The 17,300-nt window shown below is 62.5% G+C and carries 16 protein-coding genes and 2 pseudogenes; 9 read left to right on the top strand and 9 right to left on the bottom strand.

Going from position 1 to position 17,300, the window contains the following annotated elements:
- Nucleotides 1-108 precede the first annotated feature (108 nt).
- A complete protein-coding gene (locus A9W96_RS31525; protein WP_156765287.1) occupies nt 109-351 on the bottom strand; it encodes a hypothetical protein in 243 nt (80 codons plus the stop codon).
- 274 nt (nt 352-625) lie between these two features.
- Between A9W96_RS31525 and A9W96_RS16950 the strand changes: the two genes are divergently transcribed.
- Nucleotides 626-1,795, top strand: coding sequence for an acyl-CoA dehydrogenase (locus tag A9W96_RS16950; RefSeq protein ID WP_067141420.1), 1,170 nt, complete (start codon nt 626-628; stop codon nt 1,793-1,795).
- Here A9W96_RS16950 and A9W96_RS16945 read toward each other — a convergent pair.
- The 4 genes from A9W96_RS16945 to A9W96_RS16930 all read right to left on the bottom strand — a co-directional run bounded on the left by A9W96_RS16945 (nt 1,775) and on the right by A9W96_RS16930 (nt 4,125).
- Complete coding sequence (locus A9W96_RS16945; protein WP_066880064.1) at nt 1,775-2,377, bottom strand: TetR/AcrR family transcriptional regulator; 603 nt, start codon at nt 2,375-2,377, stop codon at nt 1,775-1,777. The genes A9W96_RS16950 and A9W96_RS16945 overlap by 21 nt on opposite strands.
- Nucleotides 2,378-2,435: 58 nt before the next feature.
- The gene (locus A9W96_RS16940) at nt 2,436-2,993 is read right to left on the bottom strand and encodes a carboxymuconolactone decarboxylase family protein (protein WP_067141417.1); all 558 of its coding nucleotides are present in this window, start codon (nt 2,991-2,993) and stop codon (nt 2,436-2,438) included.
- Entirely contained in the window at nt 2,990-3,505 is a 516-nt protein-coding gene (locus tag A9W96_RS16935) for a carboxymuconolactone decarboxylase family protein (RefSeq protein WP_156765286.1), read from the bottom strand. The genes A9W96_RS16940 and A9W96_RS16935 overlap by 4 nt, the downstream gene beginning before the upstream one ends.
- Nucleotides 3,506-3,609: 104 nt before the next feature.
- The gene (locus A9W96_RS16930) at nt 3,610-4,125 is read right to left on the bottom strand and encodes a hypothetical protein (RefSeq protein ID WP_231999715.1); all 516 of its coding nucleotides are present in this window, start codon (nt 4,123-4,125) and stop codon (nt 3,610-3,612) included.
- 685 nt (nt 4,126-4,810) lie between these two features.
- On the opposite strand from A9W96_RS16930, the pseudogene A9W96_RS16925 reads away from it, so the two are divergent.
- From A9W96_RS16925 to A9W96_RS33360, 4 genes and pseudogenes are all read left to right on the top strand, one after another.
- A pseudogene (locus tag A9W96_RS16925) lies at nt 4,811-6,026 on the top strand (MCE family protein).
- A pseudogene (locus tag A9W96_RS16920) lies at nt 6,026-7,223 on the top strand (MCE family protein); the annotation flags it as partial. The pseudogenes A9W96_RS16925 and A9W96_RS16920, both read left to right, overlap by 1 nt.
- Before the next feature lie 91 nt (nt 7,224-7,314).
- Complete coding sequence (locus A9W96_RS32235; protein ID WP_197499546.1) at nt 7,315-7,539, top strand: hypothetical protein; 225 nt, start codon at nt 7,315-7,317, stop codon at nt 7,537-7,539.
- Entirely contained in the window at nt 7,451-7,684 is a 234-nt protein-coding gene (locus A9W96_RS33360) for a DUF3761 domain-containing protein (RefSeq protein WP_369830846.1), read from the top strand. Before A9W96_RS32235 ends, A9W96_RS33360 begins: the two co-directional genes overlap by 89 nt.
- A gap of 219 nt (nt 7,685-7,903) precedes the next feature.
- Here A9W96_RS33360 and A9W96_RS31520 read toward each other — a convergent pair whose 3' ends face one another.
- From A9W96_RS31520 to A9W96_RS16910, 3 genes are all read right to left on the bottom strand, one after another.
- Entirely contained in the window at nt 7,904-8,539 is a 636-nt protein-coding gene (locus A9W96_RS31520) for a hypothetical protein (RefSeq protein ID WP_156765285.1), read from the bottom strand.
- Nucleotides 8,540-9,375: 836 nt separating this feature from the next.
- Nucleotides 9,376-10,086, bottom strand: coding sequence for a PaeR7I family type II restriction endonuclease (locus tag A9W96_RS16915; protein ID WP_067141411.1), 711 nt, complete (start codon nt 10,084-10,086; stop codon nt 9,376-9,378).
- Entirely contained in the window at nt 10,083-11,747 is a 1,665-nt protein-coding gene (locus A9W96_RS16910; protein ID WP_067141423.1) for an Eco57I restriction-modification methylase domain-containing protein, read from the bottom strand. The genes A9W96_RS16915 and A9W96_RS16910 overlap by 4 nt, the downstream gene beginning before the upstream one ends.
- 450 nt (nt 11,748-12,197) lie before the next feature.
- On the opposite strand from A9W96_RS16910, the gene A9W96_RS30520 reads away from it, so the two are divergent.
- From A9W96_RS30520 to A9W96_RS33355, 4 genes are all read left to right on the top strand, one after another.
- Nucleotides 12,198-13,886 (top strand): metallophosphoesterase, encoded by a 1,689-nt coding sequence (locus A9W96_RS30520; RefSeq protein WP_082972338.1) that lies wholly within the window; start codon nt 12,198-12,200, stop codon nt 13,884-13,886.
- A 2-nt stretch (nt 13,887-13,888) separates the two neighbouring features.
- Complete coding sequence (locus A9W96_RS30515; RefSeq protein ID WP_082972329.1) at nt 13,889-14,731, top strand: HAD family hydrolase; 843 nt, start codon at nt 13,889-13,891, stop codon at nt 14,729-14,731.
- 611 nt (nt 14,732-15,342) lie between these two features.
- The gene (locus A9W96_RS32690; RefSeq protein WP_231999714.1) at nt 15,343-15,519 is read left to right on the top strand and encodes a hypothetical protein; all 177 of its coding nucleotides are present in this window, start codon (nt 15,343-15,345) and stop codon (nt 15,517-15,519) included.
- 451 nt (nt 15,520-15,970) lie between these two features.
- On the top strand, nt 15,971-16,216 hold the full coding sequence (locus tag A9W96_RS33355; RefSeq protein WP_067141408.1) for a helix-turn-helix domain-containing protein: 246 nt from the start codon (nt 15,971-15,973) through the stop codon (nt 16,214-16,216).
- Between the two features lie 377 nt (nt 16,217-16,593).
- Here A9W96_RS33355 and A9W96_RS31515 read toward each other — a convergent pair whose 3' ends face one another.
- Nucleotides 16,594-17,172, bottom strand: coding sequence for a hypothetical protein (locus tag A9W96_RS31515; RefSeq protein WP_156765284.1), 579 nt, complete (start codon nt 17,170-17,172; stop codon nt 16,594-16,596).
- Nucleotides 17,173-17,300 lie beyond the last annotated feature (128 nt).

Raw genomic sequence — 17,300 nt, 5'->3', positions numbered from 1 at the left:
AGCGAACGCAATCCCGCGCATTTCTCGATCGTGGCGGAATTCGGTGCGGTGCTTGCCGAAAAGCCGCTGCGGGCCGCCTTGGCCGCCGTTCTGCGACGCCATCCCCTGCTATCCGTGCACATCGAGGACCACCCCGGCTCGCGTCTGGGCTTCTATCGTGCGGCGGACGTCCCGCCCGTCGAGCTGACCGTGCGCCGCGGCCCGCAGCGGCTTTTCGGCAAGCACCGCACCGAATTCCGCCACGATCGAGAAATGCGCGGGATTGCGTTCGCTGTAGCGATAGAAGAGCCGCTCCGCCGCTCCAAGGGGGCGCACGAGGGTCGTCACCTGGCCGTGCTGCGGATTGTTCACGATCGCCGAACCTCCAAGCACGGGTAAAGCGCTGCGACACAACGCAGACGGAACCCCGGCCGAGTCGGTTCATCCACGGAGACGAATTCATCCGACGTTCAACTGCCACCACGCTCGATACCCCGCGCGACCAGTGTGGCGCCGCCCGCTTGCCCCGGGCTCCCCACGTTTGCGTCACGTTTCCCACAGATCGCGACATCGGGCCTGGCTTAGCGATGCCGTGCCTATGCACCGGATGCCGCGCCATACTAAAAAGTATGTTACGGTCTCGGGCATGTCCGTGGTCGAACGCCAACCGCTGCACGGCGTCACCGACGAATTCGTTGCGCGGCTGGCCGATCGCGCCGAGGAGGCCGAGCGATTGCGGCGCCTGCCCGCCGCGACGATCAGCGATTTCCGGCAGACCGACCTGTTTCGGTTACTGCTGCCAGCCCGGTTCGGCGGCCTTCAGGCCTCGTTTCCCGAACTGCTGCAACCGATTCGGCGGATGGCGCACGGCTGCGCGTCGAGCGCCTGGACGCTGGGGTTCTACGCGCTGCACAACTGGATGCTGTCGCTGTTCAATCCGCGCGTTCAGGACGAAGTCTTCGCGTCCGGCCCAGTGCTGGCGCCGGCTCCCCTGGCCCCCACCGGCCGGGGCGTGCCGGTCGACGGTGGCGTGCGCCTGACCGGCAGGTGGTCCTGGGCGACCGGTGCGATGGATGCCGATTGGATGATCGTCGGCGCGCTCATCGAACGGCAGGACCGTATCGATCCGGTGCTCGTCGTGCTGCCCGCCGACCGGGTCGAGGTGGTAGACACCTGGCAGACGGCCGGCATGCGCGGCACCGGTTCGCATGATCTCGTCATCACGGACGTGTTCGTCCCCGAGCACCGAGTGGTCGCCGTGGCCGACATCTACGGCGGGACGGCACCCGGCGCGGCTGCACACGGGGTCGCGACGTACCGGTGGCCGATGGTTCCGGCGCTGGCGCTGACGGCGTCGATGCCCGTGCTCGGCACCGCGGAGCGGGTGACCGAGCTCTTCGCCGAACGGCTCAGCGAGCGCGTGCTGGCCTACAGCGGGGTGGCGCAGAAAGACCAGCCGGCCGCTCAGATCAGGCTGGGCGAGGCTCGGGTGCGGCTGAGTTCACTGCGGGCGCTGGCGGCTCGGACCGCCGACGAGATCGAGTCGATCGTCGTCAGCGGCGAACGGGTGAGCCGGTCGGTGCGGGCTGACGCGCGGTTGGCGGCCGCGCGCACCGTGCACGAAAGCCGGGCGATCATCGCCGATCTCATGGAGGCCGCGGGCGCCAGCGCACACTTCTTGTCGAGCCCACTGCAGCGCGCCAAGCGCGACGTGGATATCGCCGCGGGACATGTCGTGTTCGACTACGACGCCAGTCGAGAGTTGGCCGGGGCGTTGGCGATTGGCGCGAAGATCTCACCCATCGCCATGATCTGATTTGGCTTGGCCCGTCCCCGACTCGCCCAGCATCACGGCCAGGAATCTTTCTCGTTGGGCCACCGACCGGGCCTGCTCGGCCGAGGTGGTGAGGTGCAGCAGGCCGATCCCTGCGGCGAAGGTCAGTTCGGCGCGCAGTCTGGCGTCCTCGTAGCTCAAACCGTAGTCGCAGTAGGCCTTTATCACGGTGCGCAGCAGCAGCCGGTCGGCGGCGCGGATGTTCTCGGCGGCCACCGGGTCCAGGCGGGCCCATTCGCGCATCGCCCGCTCGAGCACCCAGTATTTGGGGCTGACCAGCGTTTCGGTCAGGGCCGACAGCCGTTCCCGCGGAGGTAGCCCGTCGAGCTCGGTCAGCGCCTGACGGTCGCGCTCCAGGAATTTGTTCCACGACTCGACCAGTGCGGCCCGATACGCTTCGATGTCCTCGAAGTGCCAGTAGAAGCTGCCGCGGGTGACACCCGCCTGCTGGCAGAGGCGTTCGACCTTGAGTGCGCGCACTCCCTCATGGGCAAGGACGGTGTAACCCACCTCGAGCCAGTCCTCGGCTGACAGGCGGGTCGACGGCTGCTTGCGCTCCACCATTCCATGGACATTACGGGAGGCCCCCCTGGTCGGAGGGAAGATTAGGCAATCTCGGTAATTACTTTTGGCCTGACCCCGTCGGCGGTACTGGGAGCCGGGCGGTCTCGTCGAGGTCCACGTCGAGCGCGTTGAGCATCAGCGCCAGGCCCGCGTATCGGGCGATGACCATCAGCGTCTCGACGGTGGCCTCCGAGCCGAGGGCGGTGTGCACTTGTTGGAAGAGCGGTTCGGCGACGCGGCGGGTGGTCACCAGTTCGGTCGTCAGGTGCAAAATGGCCAGCTCGGTGGCGTCGAATTGGCTTGTTTTCCAGTCGGATTCGGAGGTGATGGCGTCGATGGCTTCGACGTCGACTCCGACGGTTTGCGCGACGTCTTTGTGTTGGCCGAGTTCGTAGGGGCAGTCCATCAGGTAGGCGGTGCGCAGCACGATGAGTTCGCGAAGCCTTCTGGGCAGCACCGGGCTGGTCAGCGCGGCGTCGCCGGCCACCATCCAGCCGGTGAACACCTTTTCGGCGTTGGCTAGCGCGCGGTACACGTTGAGATTGCCCCGCCGCGCGGTCAACTCGCGGGCTCTGTCGGGCATCTGTTCGGGCTGGCGATACGGGATCCGGGTCATGCGTCGATCTCCAGGTCGACGGCGTTGAGGACCAAGGCGAGGCCGTAGTAGCAGCTGACGATCATCAGCAGTTCGGTGAGCGCCTCGTCGCCGAGCAGGGCGTGGGCCGTGGCGAAGGAGTCGTCGCTGAGGTGGCGGGTGGTGCACAGCTCGGTGACGGTGTCGATGACGGTGCGTTCGTCGTCGGTGAAGCCGGCCGCGTCGACGTCCGCTTTGTCTTGGAGGGCGTCGATCTGCTGGTCGGTGAGCCCCGCGGTGCGGCCGAAGATGACGTGCTGGGCGAGTTCGTAGGGCGAGTCCTGCAGGTGGCCCACCCGCAGGATGATCACTTCGCGCATCCGCGGGGTGAAGGTGGGGCTTTTGAACAGTTCGCCCGTCATCTGCGCCCAACCGTCAAAGATGTTGGGCGCGTTGGCGATTAGTTTCAGCACGTTGAGCGTGTCGGGGCGCGCGATGGGCTGCTTGATCCCGTCGGGTTGGCGGTCGGTACTCACCAGGGGCATTCGCGTCATCCGCCCCGGTCCTTTCTTGTGCGCGTCGCGTGCTTCGACTGTAGTGAACACCGCTGTTCGATTGCGTTTGCTTGCAGGTTATTTCGCTACGGGTGGGCGACTCATCACTTGGTCACGATAGCCGAGTTGTAGTTCGGGGCCCACGCCCGCTCGAAGACGGCGATGGGGACCTGCTCGTTGCGGCCGGTACTGATGCCGCTGTCGTTGAGATGGACCACACCGGCCCTGCTGTCAATGCCGGTGACCACCACGAAGTGGTTTGCAAAGTTCCGCTTCCCGGGCCGGTTCCAAATGGTTTCGGCATTGACAATGGCGATGACCTTGTGGTTTCCGCTCAGCTTGCGCGCCACGGCGGCGGTATCAGTCTGAATGTTCTCGGCTCTGATCCAGTAGTGCCACAGCAGTACCGGAAGGTCGGCGATATCGGTGGTGCCCGTCGGCGTCCAAATCGGCTTGTGACCCGCTGTGCTCGGCGTGTTTTCGGCCAAAGTGATCATCTGCTGTTCGGATGGCTCGCGTCCCGTAATCTCGCCGACCACATCGGCCACCGCCATCTCCCCACAGTCGGAAGCGTGTTGTTCGCGCCAGTAGGGCGCGGCGGCGATGGGATCGCCATACATTCCCAACTCATGGTCGGCGTCGGGGACGGGAGCGCCCGGGTTGGCGTGCACCCCGGCGGCCAATATCACCGGCGACGCGGCAACCGCGGACAACAAAGCGACCCGGCCGAACGTTCGTGCGGCGCTGGCGACCTTTGCCCGCGAGATGCTCGTCATGGGTGTCCGCTCCGGGGCCGCCGCAACGGCTTATAGATGTGACGAAAAAAGCTGCAGGTTGTGGCCCTGGACGGAGGGTAAACAGAAACTTGGTGCAATACCGCACCGACACGCCGCATCGGCTTCCGGCGGGAGCGTTGTGTGTCAGCAGCCGCCGAATCTATTGCTCGCCTGCTTTGGGCAGAGGCGTTGGCGTCATCCACGCGAGTCCCGTTCTAGCCCAGCAGGATTCCTCGGCCGTAGTCGGCACCGCTGTTCGGAGGTATAGAGCGTTGCCGGAAAGAGCTAGCACATGCGCCAGCGCTTTCGGGGTTCACTCATGTACCTGAGGTCCCCCGCGCCTGGCGCCCGGCGCCGAAGGGCCCTCACCGACACCGCCCGACGTTCCGCCGGCGGTGTGGGCCTATACGGGCATCAACGGTGATTCGACGCCGCACGGTGTGGAGGATCTGTTGCTCCCGGCCGACCATGGCGGGCCGGCGCCTCCGGCTGATCAGCCAGCGGCGGCCGGGCTGGGGGCGCCGCCGCCATGACGCGGGTCCTTGGGCTGTTAATTGTGGCGTGCTTCGCCGTGGGCGGTTGCGCGTTTCAGGGTGTGAACTCGCTGCCGTTGCCCGGCGCGGTCGGGCGCGGGTCGGATGCCCACGTGTATCACGTCGAGATCGCCAATGTCGGCACGCTGGAATCGAATTCGTCGGTGATGATGGGCGACGTCATCGTGGGCAGCGTGGGCAGGATGCGAGTCAAGGGCGATCACGCCGACGTCGAGGTCTCGGTCAATCCCGATGTCGTGGTGCCCGGGAATGCGGTGGCCGCCGTCGGGCAGACCAGCCTGTCGGGTCGATGCACGTGGAGCTCAATCCCCCGCTGGGCCAGCCTGGGCGGGGACGGCTGCAGCCCGGTGCCACCATTCCGCTGGACCGCTCGTCGTCGTATCCCTCGACCGAGCAGACGCTCTCGGCGCTGTCGGTGGTGCTCAATTCCGGCGGGCTGGGCCAGATCGGCGACATCGTGCTCAATTTCAGCGCGGCGTTGTCCGGCCACGAGACCGACGTGCGCCAGCTGTTGACGCGCCTCGACGACTTCGTCGGTGTGCTGGATCAACAGCGCGACAGGATCATCGCGTCGATCGATTCATTGAACCGGCTGGCCGGCACGTTCGCCTCGCAGTGGGAGGTGATCACCCAGGCGCTGCGCAAGATTCCGCCCGCGCTCGACGTGCTGATCCGGGAGCGGCCGCGCATCACCGCAGCGCTGGACAAGCTCCGCGTCTTCAGCAACACCGCAACCCATTTGGTCAACCAGACCCAGGCCGACCTGGTGAAGAACCTGCAGAACCGGAGCCGACCATCCAGGCGCTAGCCGACGTGGGGCCCGACCTCAGCACGGTGCTGGGATACGTGCCAACGTTCCCGTTCACGCACAACTTCATCGACCGCGCGGTGCGGGGCGACTACTTCAACGTGTTTGCCGTCATCGACGTGACCATCCCCCGGCTGAAGAGGACGTTGCTCGCGGGCACCCGGTGGGGAGATCCGGACGCGCCGCTGGTGCCCGCCCCAGGCGATTCGTGGTACGGCAACTACACCTACGACCCGCTCGGGTTCGGCGTGACGACGCCTTTGGCGCCGCCTGCGCCCGGCGCACCGCCCCCTGCTGGCACGCCCCCGCCGACGCCCGCTGTGGTGGCGACCGACATGAGTGCCATTGCGCCCGTGGACCAACCGTCGCGGGGCGGTGGCTGATGCTGACGCGCTTCGTCCGGATACAGCTGACCACCTTTGCGCTCGCCTCGGTGGTCGCGATGGCGTTCATGTTCTTCCAGTACAAGCAGGTGCCGACGCTGCTCGGGATCGGCAAGCTCACCGTGACGCTGGAGCTGCCCGATACCGGCGGCCTGTACCGGTTCAGCAACGTCACCTACCGCGGCGTGCAGATCGGCAAGGTGACCGCGGTCGGCCCGACCGCTGCCGGCGCGAAGCCACACTGCAGCTTGATACTTCGCCGAAGGTCCCCGCCGATGTGCATGCGGCGGTGCGTAGCATGTCCGCGGTGGGCGAGCAGTACGTGGATCTGGTGCCGCGCTCGGAAGCGGGACCGTATCTGCGCGACGGGTCGGTGATCGCCGCGCGCGACACCAGCATTCCGCGACCGGTGGGACCGATGCTGGACAAGCTCAGCGCGTTGGTGAAAAGCATTCCCAAAGACAAGCTCGGGCAGTTGCTCGACGAGTCGTTCACCGCGTTCAACGGGGCGGGCTATGACCTGGAGTCCCTGCTCGATTCGTCGAGCAGGTTGTCGCACGACGCGTCGGGCCTGGTCGACCACACGCGCGCCCTGGTCGACGACGGTGCGCCCTTCCTGGACGCGCAGGCGCAGGCGTCCGACCAGACGCGACGGTGGGCGCACAACCTCGCCGGTTTCACCGACCAGATGGTGACCGACGATGCGCAGTTCCGGAAGCTGCTGCACGCCGGACCCGGCTTCGAGCAAGAGGTTTCGCGGTTGCTAGATCAGATGAAGCCTACGCTGCCGGTGTTCTTGGCGCACCTGTCCACGATCGGCCAGATCGGCGTGGTTTATCACCCGGCGCTCGAGCAACTCCTGGTGCTGCTCCCCCGTCCGTCGCGGCCTATGGGTCCCACGGCGTCACCAACCCGACCGGTTTGGCGGTCGGCGGCTTCACGCTGACGATCGCCGACCCGCCGGCGTGCACGGTGGGGTTTCTGCCGCCGTCGCAGTGGCGCTCGCCGGCCGACGTGAGCGAGGCCGACACCCCGGACAACCTCTACTGCAAACTCCCCCAGGATTCACCGATCAGCGTGGGGGGCGCGCGGAACTATCCCTGCATGGGCAAGCCCGGAAAGCGGGCTCCCACAGTCGAAATCTGCAACAGCGACAAAGAGTACGTGCCTCTTGCCGAGCGGCAGCATGGACTGGGGCAGATTGATACGACCAGTCAGCGACCGCGTGGCGGTCATAACCGGTTCGCACGCGGAGCGCTTGGCTCTGCGCCATTCGTGGCCGGCGCCCATGACGCCGCCGAAGGCGATCAAGATTGGCGGTGGGTCGCTCGACAGCGATAGGCAAAATGAATTTATTCAAGTCGTTTGGAGGAATTTGACGGTTTTGACCTTCTGCTGGCGTGAATTGACATATAACCAAGCGCGTGAAGCTAATCGGGCGGGCAGCGGCGGCCGTGCTGCTGACGTTGGGGACAACGTGGCTCGCACCAGCGCCATTGTCGCCGGGGTGTGACTATGTGAACGTCGACCGTGAATGTCGTCCGGGCCCGGACCACGACCAGAGTAAGGGCGGCCTGGACCTGCCTTGTCGAGATGGGACTTACACCCACTCAACACATCGCCAGGGCGCGTGCTCCCACCATGGAGGGCTTGCGTGACTTGACGGTGGCGGCCTGTCCTTTCGGGCAAAAGTTTGTGCGTGTCTCGCCGGATGATCGTGTCGTCACCGATGCGGCGCGAGTGCAGGGCGATCGCTGAGAGAGCAGTAGCGCGGTGCGGTCGCCATACTGAGCGGCAATATGCGTGGCGCAAAATATATAGACCGCGCGCAAAGTCCTCGCGCGTCATCGACTTCGGTCCGCCTATCGCTTACCGCGTCATCCAGATTTGCCAATGCGAGGAATCGCTGTTTGGGCGAATTGCTTAAGTGTGTCGCATGATTCGCCCTCGATGCCCAGCGCCTGATAGAGCCTGTTACCGCTCAGAAGTACCAACAACCAAGTCGACTTCTTGTGTTGTTCGTTCTCCGACTCGCTGCACGTCGCTCGGCCGGGAAGGCCACTCAACTCACTCCAATGTCCGCTCGCGGCGTGCATGTCTTGCTCGGTTCGCGCGTCCACAGGGAAGTCGGCAGGCAGCTGCAGTTCGGAGGTGACGAAGTGAGAGTCATTGTGGTAATCGCAGGAAGGAGTAACGGAGCCAGGCTCGTCTCCGGTCGGTAACGCGGTTGTGGGCGAGCCACCCAAAAGCCCGGCCGCCTCGTCCGTGGTGACCCAACCACAGGGGAAGAAAGCCGGTTGAGCGGCGGATAGAGCTTCAGGAACAACCTGGGCGGTTATCACGTCTTTGCGACCAACCATGGTTCCCGGCGCCGGCGAAATATCGGTGATCGGATATACAACACCCTTGTCCCCATCGTTCGGATGGTTCAGCGGGTCATGACCATCCGGCGCGACCGCCCTAACGTCGTCCCAGCAGATAAGTGAAACCGCATTGCCGACTTCCACGCCCACGACAGCCGGGATCGGCCGCGGCCATGTCAGTCCATCGCAAAGCTGCGCCAGGTTAGCAGGTGGAGGTGGCCGCGTGGGCGCGGCAGGCATGTTTGGATGCGACGAAGACGAAGTCTGCTGGTCAGACCCGCACCCAGCCAAAAATAAGGCCGCCGAAAGTACCCACGGGAGACATCTCACCTTATTCCTCAACCCTTGTGAGCGATCCTGCTGTCCCAGCGGAACCGCGAGGGCACCACTGACTGACGCCACCTTTGCATTCCTCAGGAGAAGAAACGTAGCGTCCAGATCGCTTCCCGCGCGGCGAAATCGGTCTTTTTTCGGTTATTTGCCTCTGATCTGCGAGACGTTCTTCACTGGTCTTTAGATGCCTGGCGGCGAATTGCGATGTTAGGTTGAGCGATTCGGAATAAAGCGCTTTTAATTCCTGGTAGTCAAATTGGTTGTCACGCGCCCTGCGATTGAGTGATCCGGTGCCGAACGCGATCACGGCTGCGATGATGACAAAGGTACCGCCAAGCACTGTGCCTTGGGACTGAGATAGGTTCTGCCACAAGTGAATCCACGCGTGCCATACGAAGAACCATGCGTGCGATAGAGCACGTTCGAGCCACGGCAGTCCCGCGGCCAACGTCTTCCAGGGCCAGGGACCGTCAGCCAAGAGCATGCGTCGCATGTCGCACCGGCTCCCGACGCGACGGCCACGCCACGCCGGAGCAGCCCGAGGCCGTCCGGCCGGTACCGGACTGACGCCGGGGCTGTCCGACCTCATGCGGGCAATGTCTGTATGCCTAGCGTGAACCTTGGAAATGCATCGCATCCGTGGCTTCGGGACTTCACGTAAGGCCGCGAATGTACGCCACCCGGCCCGCTATGGCGGCGGTGAGATTCTGCGTCGAGACCTCCGGTACCGGCTCGTCGCGAATGCCCTCGCCGTTAACGCTTGAGACCAAACAGGTTGCGTCGTATAGCCGTTCGCGAACCAGCCGATCAAACAGAATCCCGTATCGGTCGATGTACGACGAATAGTCGAAAACGGGGTCGGTCCGGTAAATGGGAGTGCCCTGATCTCGAATTGCGGTAGTGGAACCCGCTGCGTGTTCAATAACAAAGACGAACGACAGCCAAGGGCGAACCTTGCCTACGTAGCCCGCCTCGTAAGCGCGCCAAAGGTCCACCGCGTTCCCGATAGCTTCCTCTGTGCGGTTATTGAAGTTGTTGCCGAACGAGCCGACCTGTGACTTGCACTCAATGGCAGCGACCAGGATGCCCTCGAAGGTGACCACGATGTCCCAGTTCTTGGCACGCCGATAGAAGCCTGGCAGCGGAATAATGCCGGTCCGCCGGACCTCCGCACCCAACTCAATTAGGGGCGAGAACTGCTCGGCGATAACGTCTTGGAGTGGAGCAAGGTGCTGCCCGCCGGTGACTGATCCGCGAGTGCCTGCATCGATCTTTCCCGAGTCGATCTGCCTCTGTGTTTGAAGGTCGCGTCCGGCCCAGAACGCGCGGACAGCGGCGTCGTAGTCATCGAAAGTAGCTGTCATGGTGTCGTCAGCTCGTACTCCGCCAGATCAATGTCATAGGCTTCGCCAGCGGCCTTGGTTGCCGCATCCACATCGCGCTCGCGGAACGCGATACGCAAGCCCTCAGCCACGGACGGGTCGATGCGCTCAGGATAGGGAACCCGAATCTGTCTAAGGTATTGCGCCTGGAACCGTAGCGTCCCTCCGCGCATACGGACGCAGTACGCCTCGATATACGCCTGCGCAACCCGCCCGAGCAGCAAACCGCCCAGGACCTCCATGTCCCAGGTGTCGGACACCACGTAATAGAGGTTGTGGTGCGGGTAGTACCCACCGCGTTCCAAGACGGGGTGAATGTAGGCCTTCATGTCTTGAAGCAAAAGCTTTGGTTTGGCCGTGAGACCGGCGCTCAACTTGTCAATCGTCCGATACCATGACTTAGGGGCCTTGCGCGCAACGAATCGTTCGCGCAGGACCGGGTGCGCCGACAGGTATGCCGCCATGCGCGGGTAACCGTCCAGCGCGACGAGCGAGCCATCCTCTGCCCACGGGTTCACCAAATAGTTGCCGTGCCATACAAACTCGCCCGTCGCCAAGTCCTGAGCCATCGACAGTGGCACCATTCGGTCAGCCTCGGCGGCATTCACATCTTTGGTCACGTACACCTTATCGGCTCCGGTAGCGATGCCGATGCCTACCCGCGTGCCCGTGCGAGGGTCGTGCAACGGTCCGAACTTAGCGTTGAGGTGCGCGATCAACGCGAGCCTCGCCGGTGATCCGGTAGGCCACAGGCCATCCCCAGGGAACCACTGCGCGAGCCGGTGTGCCTTCACCCCCACGTCGATGTATTCATCGAAACCTTCGTGCGTGGCGGCTTTGGCGAGCGCAGATGCGCTTGCCGGCCCAAACCCCGCAGTCGTCTCGGCGACCGTCGCCCCGCGCTGCAACGTGTTCGACAGAACAATGATCGCTGGATAGGCCGAGACGCGTGTTTCGAAGGCATCCACGTCGTGCATGGTCCAGACGTGTTCGACAGCAAATCTGCTGGCGACCAGCCTTCGCAAGGCGGCACCGTACTGGTTACGCATCCAGCGGTCGGCGCAGATGAATCCGACCCGCCCTGCCGGTTTGAGGGTACGAAGCGCCCGCTCGATGAAGCCGACATAGACATCGCCTCGGCCCCGCATGGTCGCCCACGTGCGTCGGTATTCCGCAGCGGCGGTCTCCGGCAGGTCGTCGTAGCGGATATATGGCGGGTTGCCCACGATTACGTCAGCAGGCGGAACATCAGAGTGGGCAAGGAGCCCGACGCCCGACAGTAGGAAGTCATCGCAATGAACCCATTGTCCGGCCAACCGGGCCGCGACCTCCTTCGACGCTCCGGCGCTTTCCAGCAACGAACGGCAGACGTTACGGGAGGTCTCGACATGCTCGGGCCGCAAGTCGAATGCACATATGCACTCGCCGAGGGTCGCGACCTCGCGCCCATGCGCGACCGCGCTTGCGATGAGCCGTTCGATCGCAGGCCCGAGGAACGCGCCCGACCCGCAGGACGGCTCGACGAGGCGGAGGGCTGCTAGATCGCGGTCCACTGTGTAGCCGGTTAGGTCTAGAAGCACATCGACTACCCAGCGTCGGGTGAATACCTCACCGTAGTTCTGTATCTCGTCGGCGGTTGTCATGGTCACACCTCGCACTCTATGAGCGTCCGCCGACATGCTTAGGGCGACACGACCGGGAACGCGCCGCTACCGTGGCGGGGCTGCCCGTCAGGGCGGTCGTGCGATTCACTGTCCGCGGCGTTGGTCCGGCTTGTCAGCACCGCTGGCAGGCTCCCGGGGCGTGTGCTTCAACGACCTGATCGCCGGATGTGCCAACTGACAGCCGCGAATCGCCGGTCAAGTCGCATGTATCAGAGGCCTGGCGTGACCGACACTTTGACATGGACTAGGCGAATTGCCTGGTGCGTGTCGGAGTGGATCACTAGCATGCTGACCGTGGCAAGGAGGCCGTCAAGGCTCCATACGGTCGCTACCTCTGGTCAAGAGGTTGCGCTTCGGCGGCACCCCGGCGTGCAGCCTAGATCACGCGGCCATGAGCATTAAACGAAATTCATCAACTACGCAAATTCCATGGAGGTCTCGATGGTCGGAGCACCGGGAAACATCGATTTCCTATTTCGGTTTAGGGACCTTGTCGCCCCAACAGTAGAGGAACACCAAAAAATCATCAAAAAACACGGAGTCTGCTGGTGGGGGTGGTGGAAACGGCCGTCCGAAGATAGTCGGCAACCAGTATGGACGGAGCTAGAGAACGCGATTCGCAGCAAGAAATCGCAACAAATAGGATTGTTCGACTCCGGAACAGACAACGTGCGGTTCGCGACAGTTGTAGAAATCGTAAGGCCACGCGAGGAAGACGGGTCCACTGTTCTTAGAGATGTACCGGATGGTGAACATGACTTGATCCCGAGCTACTATCGAAACAGTCCATTCAGCCGTGCATGGTTGAAGCTGGCAAAGATCGGTGATCCGGTCAACAATTTTTTCGGGAATTATTCTTACGCGGAAGCGCCATCGTTACCGAACTATACCCCGGTAACGCTTGAAAAATTCAACGGGAAAGTCATTCTCTCAGGGGAAGAGCTGAGAGGAATGGACACCACAATTTGGAAGGTGCGACCCAAGGCTCCTTCCGATTCCAGCAAGCCGATGATACTCGGTGTGCCGGCACTCCCATGGGCCATCTCGGCAGAACCGGTAAAATGCAACTCCGACGTCGTGCTTCATATAACAGATCCACATTTCGTCGCTCCTGGTTCTGGAAAAACCCGCCAGCAACATGTGTGGCGACTCGAGAGCGAGATCGATGACCCAACGAAGCCGACTCTCGTAGAAGCGATAAGTCGAGCACTGAATGGCAAAACTGTTGGCTTAATAGTTGTTACCGGCGATCTGACATTCATGGGTAGTGAAGAAGAGTTCGAGGAAGCTAAAAGGAATTTGTCGCTGTTGCTTGGTTTACTCGATCTAGGGCCAGATCACTTAGTTATTATTCCCGGCAACCATGACATTGTATGGAGCACAGACGCCACGTATAAGGATAAAGCCGAGGTCAAGAATGCACCGGCTACCGCGAAGGAGAACTACAAGAGGTTCTACAAGGATCTCTTCCGTCACGAGCCTAGTGTGCACTTATCCATGGGCAGAAGGTTTCTATTGCCCTCGGGTCTTTCTCTAGAGATTTGTGCCCTGAATTCATCCTCTCTTAGTACAGGGGAAAAATTTCTGGCAGGGATGGGCAAGATTGACGACGCAAGCTTTGATAAGGTTGCGACTGATCTTGGTTGGACGAAGCCGCAAACGTTGGCATTGCGCATTCTCGCTATCCACCATCACCTTGCCTTAACGGAGGACGCTGAGGAAGCTGATGGCTATTCTCGTGGCTACGGTATCGCCGTGGATGCCGTAGGAATACAGAGAGTAGCGGCGAAGCATGGCGTTCAGCTGGCTCTTCACGGCCATAAGCATCGTTCTTTTATTTGGCGGTCGTCGGTTTACGAACTTCCGGAGCAAGCGAACCCGCAGTATAAGCTGGGCGATCTATCTATCATTGGTGGCGGGAGTGCCGGGTCTAAAGAAACCGATGGTTTTAAAAATTATTTCAACCTTCTTTATTTTTCGCCGGTAGAGCTACGTCTCGAAATTTGGCGCTCAATACGACGCCGTGCATTTTCTCTTATGCAGGAATGGCAAGCGGCATTAGAAATCGACAGCAAAAAGGGTAGATTAATGTTGAACGACTGGTCGTTCGTAAGGTAAATATGAAGCCGACGATATCGCTGCTGATTACCGACCTTGACAATACTCTCTACGATTGGGTGGGTTCATTTGTACCGTCATTCTATGCGATGATCGATGACGCGGTGACGCGGTGGTCTATTCCAAGAGAAGTGCTCCTTGATGATTTACGTGCAGTCCATCAGCGTCATGGAAGTTCCGAGCATCCTTTCGCGCTGAGCGAGGCTCGCTGCATTCGGGACCACTTCGCTGAACTCAGTGAAGATGAGGTCAGACAAGAGCTAGACCCCGCCTTCTACGCTTTTAACAAGGCGCGAAAAGCGCATCTTCAACTCTACCCGGGCGTACATGAGACGCTTAAAGCGATTGAGGCTGAAGGTGTGCCGATCGTCGCTTATACCGACGCTAGGGCGGTTAATGGTGCGGATAGAATTGAAAAGCTCGGTCTACGGCCGTTCATCAAGCGGCTTTATGCACCCGCCCAACGCCTATCATCTGCCGATCATGAATGTGACTACGTGACCGTTTTGCCAAGTGAAGATCGCAAGCCTAATCCGAAAACGTTACGCGACATCTGTGATCGGCTTGATGTCGATCCGCGCTTTTCGCTTTATCTCGGCGATAGTCTCGTTAGAGATGTGTTCATGGCGAAATGTGCTGGTGTCGTGTCGGCTTGGGCTCGATACGGCACGGCGGTCGATCCAAATCTTTGGGCACGTTTGGTGCGTGTGACGCACTGGACGGAGGCGGACGTCGAACGCGAAAAAGAGATTCGGGAGGACGCCGGTCTGGACAGCGAGCCGGACCTTACACTAGAGGGAATTTCCGACCTTCTCGGTATGGTCAAATTTAAGCCAGCTTTCTAGAAAGACTGGACGAGGTACACCATGGCGGTTGTCATAAAGGGCTCGTCCGGTCGGATTGGCTGGAGACCGACGGACAACCCGGAGGCGCTGGCTAGCGATGGCAGCCGCTAGGGAAGATCACAGGTAGATCGCGCGAACGGCCAAACGAAGGCCGCTGTAAACGGCCTCTGACCAGGCGATACATACCCGTGCCCCCGGCAGGATCCGAGTTAGCCGTTCTCTTAGTTGCTGGTGGTATCGTGGCCAGTGTGTTTCCGCCTCTGACCAGGCGATACTGTAGACCGGTCTACACCTGAGAGTTTGCGCGAGCTAGCCCGAGATAGCACGCGGATAGCTCGCAGATAGCTTGACCGGGAGGTGACTGATGGCGGGGAAGAAGGGGCGGCGCGGCTGGGGCTGGCTCCGCCAGCAGGGCACTCGGTGGCAGGCTAGCTACGTCGGACCGGACTTCGCTCGGCACTGTGCGCCGTCGACCTTCACCGCGAAGATAGACGGCGAGGGCTGGCTGGCCAACGAGCGGCGGCTGATGAGCTCGGCACCTGGACGGCACCGGCGGTCCGCGCGGCCCAGGCCCGGGCCGAGGTGCTCACGGTCGGGACCTACGCCCAGAGGTGGATCGACGAGAGGGATTTGAGCCGCGGACGCGAGCGGGATACCAGGCGATCCTCGACAACCACCTCGACGTGCTCGGCGGCCTGCCGCTGCCCGGACTCTCGTCGCAAACGGTGCGCGCGTGGTACGCCGGCCTGGGCGACGCAAAGTCGTTGTGCCGCCGCATATCGGCCTGACCTCGAACAGCACCTGATTGATTACGTCGCCGAAGAGCCTGCCGCGCTTCTGTTTCCGCCTGCGCGCGACGGCTGCCACCTCAACGACCGCGTGTTCCGCGACTACTTCGCCGACGCGCTCGACAGCATCGGCCGCGAGGGCGTCCGGTTCCACGATCTGCGCCACTTTTCTGCGGCACGCAGACCGCGCGCGTCGGCAACCTCGTTGAGACGATGGACCGGCTCGGCCACTCCACCGCGAAGGCGTCGCTGATCTACCAGCAGGCCGTCAGCGGCCGCGACGCTGCGGTGGCCGAAGCGCTGTCGAGGCTCGCGGTCGAAACGACTTAGCTCTGTAGGCCAGTGTACAAAAGCGTTGGGCAACAAGACATCCCCGCGACGCGCCGAGAAAACGTCCTACGACTAGCGCTTTTGCTTGAAGCGCAGGCATGCCTTTCCCTAGGGCGACGTCATGGCGAGTTACGTTAACCCGTTGAACGAAAAGCAAAGTAAAGCGAACTCGGCGCTTATCGACGAGAACCGTCTGCTGTCCGTCAAGGACGCGGCCGGGTTCCTCGGCGTGCCCCACGGAACCCTCCGGCGCTGGATCGCCGAGGGCACCGTCCCGGCGCAGCGGATCGGGACGGCGCAGCGGATGATCCGGCTCCGCGCCGGCGATTTGGCCCGCGCGGCCCGCGGCGAGGCCGTGGCAACGTAATGCAATAGACGCCTCCACGGTCCTGCCGCCCGCGGCTGTCGCGTCCTGGAGCAGCGGCTTGTTCGAGCCAGCTGCCTCCTTCAGCGACGCCAGCTCCAGCGCGGTGCCGGGGCTGGTGACCCAGCTGGTGACCGCCACGCCCAGGCCCTCGGCCGCGGCCTGCGCCTCGAGGAACACGTCGGCGTCGGTGAACGCCGTGCCGCCCGCGTACACGTCGGTGGGCGTGATGGTGGCCAGGGTCTCTGCCGGGCCGTTGGCCACGGCCGCGCTGAACCACGCGCTGTCGATGGACCGCTTCAGGCTGTTGACCAGACGCTCCCCCGGTAGGCTTTGCCCCTCGGACAACGCCCGGGTCACACTCTTTCGACCCCGCGAAACTACTGCCCTCGGGCGTACTGGGCCAGGTCGCGTGCCAGCGACTTGCGGAGCTCGGCAACTGCGTCGTAGACGATGAGGCCGACCACGTCATTGCACCTCGGATCAGTCGCGTCGCACTGCGTGAAATCGATCAGGAGCGTGCTCTGGACGACGACGTCGTGTTCATGGTCCCCGCGGAACGACACCGATGACACGCGGATATTGCGGTCTCGCGCCCGCACGTTGTCGCCGAGGACGATCTTCAGTTCCTCCTCGACGTCGAGGAACTCTCCGTCGACGATCGAGCCGATGGACTCCGCGTCCCGAAGGTGGCTGATCGAAATTCTCGAGTCGAGGACCGCGGAAGCGGTCATCCTGCCGTTCTGGCCGTTCGTGACTTCGATGGTCGGCCGGTTGTTGTCCCGGTCATCTGGATCGTCAGTAGACAACGCTGCTCCTATCTCTCGGATGGCTTCGAGTCCCGTTCGGCCGTGCCGCACAGCACTTACCGGCTGAGTATAGATCCGAGAAACAGATCTGCCATAACCGATCTGCTGAGAAGATCTGTTGGTCAGATCTGTTGACACGATGCTGGACACGACATACTCTCAGATCCACGAAAGAGATCTGAAACGCAGATCTGCAAAGGCAGGAGCATTGATGACCGAGGTCAAGAAGGTGCGGCTGTACGGAGCGGTGTGCGTACAGCGGGGCACGGCGATGGCGC

The sequence above is a fragment of the Mycobacterium sp. 1245852.3 genome, assembly GCF_001669335.1.
Taxonomy (GTDB): domain Bacteria; phylum Actinomycetota; class Actinomycetes; order Mycobacteriales; family Mycobacteriaceae; genus Mycobacterium; species Mycobacterium europaeum_A.
Note: the sequence above shows the minus strand (reverse complement) of the source record. Positions and strands in the feature narration are given on the sequence as shown.